The following is a 6,862-nucleotide window of genomic DNA, read 5'->3' as shown; positions in this document are numbered from 1 at the left end:
GGAAAGGACAGGGTGGGGTGAAAATAGTTTAATCAAACAATCGATTGTTTGTAAGGGCACGAATTGATTTTGAAGAAACGAACGTGACTGGAAGGTTGATTGGAGGTATAGGAAACGAAAATACAAAGAGAAATTAGGATCTAGGGCTTATGAACTGAATTTGAATTGAAAGAGAAAGAGCATTTCTAGTAAAAGCTTATGAATCAGCAAATAATCCCGAAATTAGCAGCTCGCTTATTAGGGGTTCATTGATTTTGAAATGCATATTCATTCACAGTAGTTTCTGATAGCTGCTCACTAAAAGGGTTGTATTTACGGTTAAGATCGGTCCAATAATTAAATAGTTAGCAAGGTTATAGAGGATGGCGCTATGAAAAAACATTAAAAATATTGCTAAGCATGTCGATGTAAAATAGGAGTTTTTGATTAAAGTGGATATAAACATGATTTTTAAACGTAAGTCTAGGATGAACCAAAACAACATGAAGAAGTATCTGTCTATTATTTGCTTGGCATACTGCATTATATTATTGGGAGCATGTTCAGAGAATGGCTGCTGGAATATGCAATTAATGAATATGTAGATGGCTTGTATTGGTCTGCCGCAGAAGATAAACCAATTGAATCAATACTCCTTAAATCAGTGCCAATTGAAGCAGGTTATGAGATGGAAGAAACTAAAGTTTTGGTTCCATTAAACATTAGTGCTAGATTTATAGGTTTCACTTCCCTAGGTTCGTTGGAAAAGCTGGTAATAGAGGTGATTAACACGAGCAGCACACCTGTATCAAATGTAGTCGTTAAGCTGCAATTAGATGGATTCGATGTAGCAGGAGGAAATGCACTAGGATTTGAAGAAGCAAAGTGCGATTACTTAAGTCCTGGGGAAACGAAAAGAATTGAAGTGCTTCCTATGGTTGTTCGTACCACGACAAATGTAACCATTACAGATGTCTTAGGTATCCAGGAATAAAACGTAAAAACTCATGGCTGCTTTTCTAGGACGCCCATTATTTATATATTCTGTCAGCCTTTATCAACTTAACTTTTAAGCAAACAGGGTTAAAGCGATAAGTGTAATAAGTCCTGTGGCCTTAGACAGCCACAGGACTTTGATTTTTATCAAGAATTAGAAACATCCAATCAATTAAGGAATCGTTGCACCACTATCTTTAGTTGCGTTCCCAGCTTGGTCGCTAATCTTTGAATTTGAATCTGTTTCAATCACAATAGTTGCGCCCGTAAATGAAGTCCCATTTCGAGGGGTGAGAATTAACTCGTTTCCATTTATAACCCCGACTGAGTAACTATTCACATTTAAATGTGTTCCATCAACTACTAATTTTTTCAGGTTGATTTGTTGGTTGCTTGGAATCACGATATTTTCAGAGAATGTCAAAATGAGCTTATTGCTATTGACCGTTGCTGATTGCAAGAAAGGTAGAGTATTATCAACAATTGTAACATTGCTTCGATGAAGGCTGATTTCATTATCGGATAAATCCTTTACTCCTCTCACTTCAATCGTATAAATATTGGTCGTTTGAATTTCCCCTTCAGGCAAAGTAATGGTTACTAGTTTTTGGTCGTTGCTCACATCAAAGGTTGTTCCTGCCGGTAAGATCGATCCATTAATTAAATAGTTTGCAGAATTCTCTGCAGAATCTTTTGTAACCGGTTCGCTAAATACAGCCTTAAATTGCCCGTTATTTGCCCCTTGAACGATCGTCACTTCTGGTTTAACAATATCCGCCTTTTTCGTCACAGATACCCTGAATGGCTCACTGTCATTTTGGGCGGTTGATGTATCCTTTACCACTCCTGCATCGGCATTAATGATATAATATCCATCTCTTAAATTCTTCGCGTCTATGATCATTTTATTTCCAACATTTTGTTTAACGACAGGCTTGAATGGAAGATTGTCTGGATCATACATAGTCATTTTGTTAATAACTGGCGTTCCAGTTTTTAATGTTTTGCTAAAAGTAACATGAATTTCATTTTTGGCAACATCATAGTTAATGCTTACAAATTGCGGTGGAGTCAGATCTCTAGTCAGTGTCACGGTACGATCTGTTGTATTCCCCATATTATTTGCTGTGTCCTTAAAGGATTTTATTTGAACATTTAAGAATGCAGATGCTTCATTGGCAGCGTAAATCGTTGCAGGAAGTTCAATTTCGTACTTTGTTTTTAGTCCGCCGGAAACATCCTTGACAGATGTAGGTCTTATCGTTGTACTCCCTTTCGTAATGACAAGATTCGCAGCAGCTAGATCTGTTAATGGTTCACTAAATTCAATCGTAAAAGTTCTCTCATCCTTGGCTTGAATGCTTCGAACCTCTGGTGCCATGGAATCCGCCATTGCATTATAAAAGAATCTTCCGCTATAGGTATCCATCGTATACGCATTCGGAGAAACGAGGTCCCTTGCACCCGAAAAAACAATGGAGTAGAAATTCCCTTTTTGTAAACCAAGTCGCTTCATTTCTGAACTTGGCACGCTGACTGTATCTGTGTCCTGATATATAGAAGAATAGGAAACCGTCTTTCCTTCTATCGAAATGGCAATAGGTGAACTTGCCGAGATTAATTCAGAAAATTTGATTTCAAGGCCACCATTTGGATCGGCTGTTACAAAATTGACAGTAGGTTTTCCGCTATCAAAAAATACAAAGGAAGTAACGGTATCCGCAGAACCCAGGGCTGTGTTATTTTCCGTTTGAATGTTCTTTTTTATCGTTACGGTATAGCTTGAATTAGTATTAAGGGTTTCATTCAATTCAATGATGGCCGTTTTCTTATCATCGAATAGCTTTACCTGTTTAATAGTTTTGCCATTAACGGAGTAATTGGCTTTATTTTCTGCACTATTTGTACTATTTCCGGATAGCATTTTACTATTAAATTCAACTTTGATTCGTTTTGGTTCGGAAGCTGTCACTTTAATAATCGTTGGGACTGTTGTTTGTGCAATCGAGTTGAAGCGATTGTTTAGCGTGTTTTTTATACTTGAATTTTCTACATAGTTTAAGTATTTTCTAGCCTCATTTATATATCTTTCAGCAGTTAGGCTATCCTTTTCGGTTAATGCTTTTGAAGCTTTGTCGATTGCCATTTTTACTGTGACGGCGTACATAGCGTTATCGCGAATTTTCTCTGCTGAATATTTGTATTGCGAACGAATTAATTCTCTAGTTGTCTGTCCGTACACGCGGTCCAAAAGCAGCGCTTGTTTGCGGATTTCCCTTGTCAGTTCATGGTAGGCTTTTTCGGTGTCGTCATTTATTAAGTTTCGATCTAAATGAGCGGCTAACGCCTGTTGTTTCTCCTTAATCTTTTCTCCAGCTGTAAGGGCATCAATATACGACATTGTCCGGTTGATATGGACCTTTACGTTTTTTTCCAGATCAGCCATGTATGTATTCTTTTGAGCGGTTGGCAGTGTTTTAACGGCGTTTACAGCTTTATCATATGCTTCTTTAGTTGCATTGTAAGCAGCCATAGGGCGCGTTTTTCCATCTGCACTTCCTTCGATCGAGATTGCCCATTTTAAAATCGTTCCTAATTCCTTTGCTTCCTTCACAAGCTTGTCAGCATTGCTGGCGGTAGCGGCCTCAACAGGTGAAGAAGCGACAAATGCAGAACCTGCTATCATTGAAGCGCTCATTACTTTCAGTGCTCTCTGTTTCCTCATTAGCTATTCTCCTTAATTCAAAAAAGTGGGATTTTTGGTAATGGTTATATTGGTATAGTACCATTTTAAGAGATATGGTGGGGGAGATAAATAAAAAAATGGAGCTTAGGCACGTAATGTTTATGGCTGTTCAAGCGGGTACATGATGCATGTTATAAGATAAACGAAAGAAGATATTATCCCATGAAATAGAAGGTTAAGAGAGTTAAATGGAGATCCCAAGGAAACCCTTCTGATTAGCTATTATTGCCTGTGTAAACAAGCTATTACAATGGATTTTGCCTACTAAAAAGGAGGAACGACTTTCCAAGATATAGCATAGAATTATGAATTTATTATGATAGTCTTCATTAAATTCACCTCAATCTTTCCCTTTGTAATATTCCACATATTTTTCACCGTTTTGATTGAATAGCTCTTCAAAGCAAATTTCGCTACGTTTCTCCAAAATAGGTAAAATTACCCCTATTATCCTTGATTAGTTGGAAACGAAATGGTACTATTGGATATGTGTGGTAATGGGTAAATTGAACCATTTTTATGCAAAAAATATGGGAAAAGTTAAGCGGTTTTATTTTAGTAATTAATATTGGGAGGGTAAAGAATGGCTTTTAAAAAATCTAAAACTAGCAAGTTATTAGTGGTTTCAGGAGCAATGTTTGCTAGCTCAATTGTAGCAGCGAATCCGCAACAGACAGAGGCAAGTTCAAATGTAGAAACATTGGTGAAAAATGCTGAAAATCTAGCAAATGCTTTAAAATGGGAAGTTTCTTTTGAACACCGAAAAATTGCCTATCCGAAAAATGTATTAGATTACCCGAATATGAAATTATTTAATGATACAAAAGCAGCAATGTTTCAAGCTGAGAAGGCTTTAAGTAGTGCCAAGGGTAACCAAAAGGAAGTACTCAAAGCCCGTCTTGATCAGAATGTGAAAACACACTACGATCGTGCTGTCAGATTCATAGATGCAGTGACTGCTGGAAAGCGAATTCTAGCAAAAAGCGATGCACTACAAGAAAAATTGTCTAAAAATATTATTGATGACTCCACTGAGAAAGCATACCATGCCCTTACTCGAGAGATTAAAGATCGCTCCCCAGTCATGTACAAAGCATATGGAAAGTCTACACGTGATGCTTTCATTAACAAATTTCAAGTTCCAGCCTATAAAACAAAAGATTTAGCACTTTATCCGGTTTCGATTAAAATTGAATTAGATCGTCTTAACAAGGCTTTGGCCGACAAAGACACAGATAAAACGATTTACCATGCTGACCGGCTTGAAATGCTTTTTGCTGATGGTTTAAATGGTAAACATTTAGTTGAAGGATCAAAAATCCACAAAAAACTATCGGAATATTATAAAGTTTCTTACAACGACTATACGAAACTCGTTCATGTATTGAAAGCGGAATCTAGTAATATCAATTTTCCAACTGTTATCGGCGGAACAGTGCAAGCTGTGCAAAAGTTCGATAATACAGTTGTCATTACTGCTGGAAAAGGTCAGTTTATTAAACTAGCAAATGCAGAAGTAAACGGAAATATCGTTGTTAAAGGCGACCAAACTGGCGCAGGTACAGTTTATTTAGAAAATGTAAAAGTAAATTATGTTAATAATTATGGCGGTTCCATCATTGTTGACGATGTAGCAGAACACAGTCTTTACATGACAAAAGTTTCCGCTAGCCACCTACGTGTTAATGATTCCAATGGAGCAAACATTGTAGTAGCATCTGGCACCATTCACTCGGCAACTGTTTCCGAATCAGCTGGTAAAAGCGGCGGGATCACTCTTGAAGCCCAACAAAAGGGTGCACTTGGCAGTCTTGAAATAGCTTCAATTGGATCAGATGAATCAAAGGGCCTTACATTAAAAGGGGATTTCTCTGATTCAAGAGTTTCCGTTACAGGAGAAGGATCACAAGTAAACGTAGCTACCGGTGCCATTATTGGTGAAATGGATATTAGAACCCAAGCAACCATTGAGGCTGCTAAAGGTGCTCTTATTAAAGCTCTTAACCTAGCTGCACAGGAAAAAGGCCAGGAAATCATCCTTAAAGGTGATATGAGCGGCACAGTTGTTAACGTAATGAATGCAAACGCTGCAATTAAAGTTGGCGAAAACACGGAGATTAAAGAAGTTAAGAAGGATGCTAGTGTTGTTGGAGATGTACAAATCGAAAATAACGGAAAAATAGAAACATCTACTGGAGTTACTGTGGGGAATAATCCTCCAGCAAGTACGGCACCGCCTGTTTCTGGTGGTGGCGGAGGAGGTGGTGGATCGACAGTAACACCTCCAACGGATGAAAATCCTGAAGCTACAATAGTAAAGAATGCTACAGCTAGTACTGATGATGCTACTGAAAATGGTAAGGGAAAATGGACGTTTGTTATTACCCCGACTACTGCTCTAGTTGCTGGTGACGAAGTTGTGATCTCATCCAAGGAGTCAGAGTTTAATATTAGTAAGTTAGCTGATAGCGATATCAGTGTGAGTACTACAGATACAGAAAACATTATGTCAAGAATTACAATTCAAAATAGTAATATCCAAGGTTACCATGATCTAATCATATTATTGAATACATCAGTTGATGCTGGAGAAGCTATCACCGTTACTATTGCTGATGATAAAATCACTAACCCAAAAGCGGGAATATATAAAGAGGCATTTGTAATAGCGACTTCCAAAGATGTAAGAGCAAAATATGTACAAATGACTATAGCTGAGGACCAAACTCCGCCAACAAACTACACATTAGAAAATGTAGAAACGTTACTTGGAACAATTCCAAATGACCTAACAGTTTACACAGAAGAAACAGTAGGAGCATTAAATACTGCAAAAGAAACAGCTGAAGCATTAACAGAAGATTCATCACAAGAAGACATCAACGCAGCATATGCAGCGTTAGATGCAGCAATCAAAGGTTTAGTTGAGAAGGATGTAGATCCAGTAACAAACTACACATTAGAAAATGTAGAAACGTTACTTGGAACAATTCCAAATGACCTAACAGTTTACACAGAAGAAACAGTAGGAGCATTAAATACTGCAAAAGAAACAGCTGAAGCATTAACAGAAGATTCATCACAAGAAGACATCAACGCAGCATATGCAGCGTTAGATACAGCAATCAAAGGTTTAGTTGA

The 6,862-nt window shown here is 37.6% G+C and carries 2 protein-coding genes and 1 pseudogene; 2 read left to right on the top strand and 1 reads right to left on the bottom strand.

What is annotated here, in order from left to right:
- The first annotated feature begins 538 nt into the window (after positions 1-538).
- On the top strand, positions 539-973 hold the full coding sequence (locus V7122_RS09025; RefSeq protein WP_335526398.1) for a hypothetical protein: 435 nt from the start codon (positions 539-541) through the stop codon (positions 971-973).
- Between the two features lie 174 nt (positions 974-1,147).
- Here V7122_RS09025 and V7122_RS09020 read toward each other — a convergent pair whose 3' ends face one another.
- Complete coding sequence (locus V7122_RS09020; RefSeq protein WP_335526395.1) at positions 1,148-3,700, bottom strand: Ig-like domain-containing protein; 2,553 nt, start codon at positions 3,698-3,700, stop codon at positions 1,148-1,150.
- Positions 3,701-4,304: 604 nt separating this feature from the next.
- Between V7122_RS09020 and V7122_RS09015 the strand changes: the two are divergent.
- A pseudogene (locus V7122_RS09015) lies at positions 4,305-6,862 on the top strand (hypothetical protein); the annotation flags it as partial.

It is taken from the genome of Bacillus sp. JJ1532, from assembly GCF_036965085.1.
In the GTDB taxonomy this organism is placed as follows: Bacteria; Bacillota; Bacilli; order Bacillales; family Cytobacillaceae; genus Cytobacillus.
Note: the sequence above shows the minus strand (reverse complement) of the source record. Positions and strands in the feature narration are given on the sequence as shown.

What these genes read in the sequence shown, in the direction of transcription:
- V7122_RS09025 (WP_335526398.1), top strand. Translation starts at nt 539, where the DNA reads ATGTTCAGAGAATGGCTGCTGGAATATGCAATTAATGAATATGTAGAT.
- V7122_RS09020 (WP_335526395.1), bottom strand. Translation starts at nt 3,700, where the DNA reads ATGAGGAAACAGAGAGCACTGAAAGTAATGAGCGCTTCAATGATAGCA.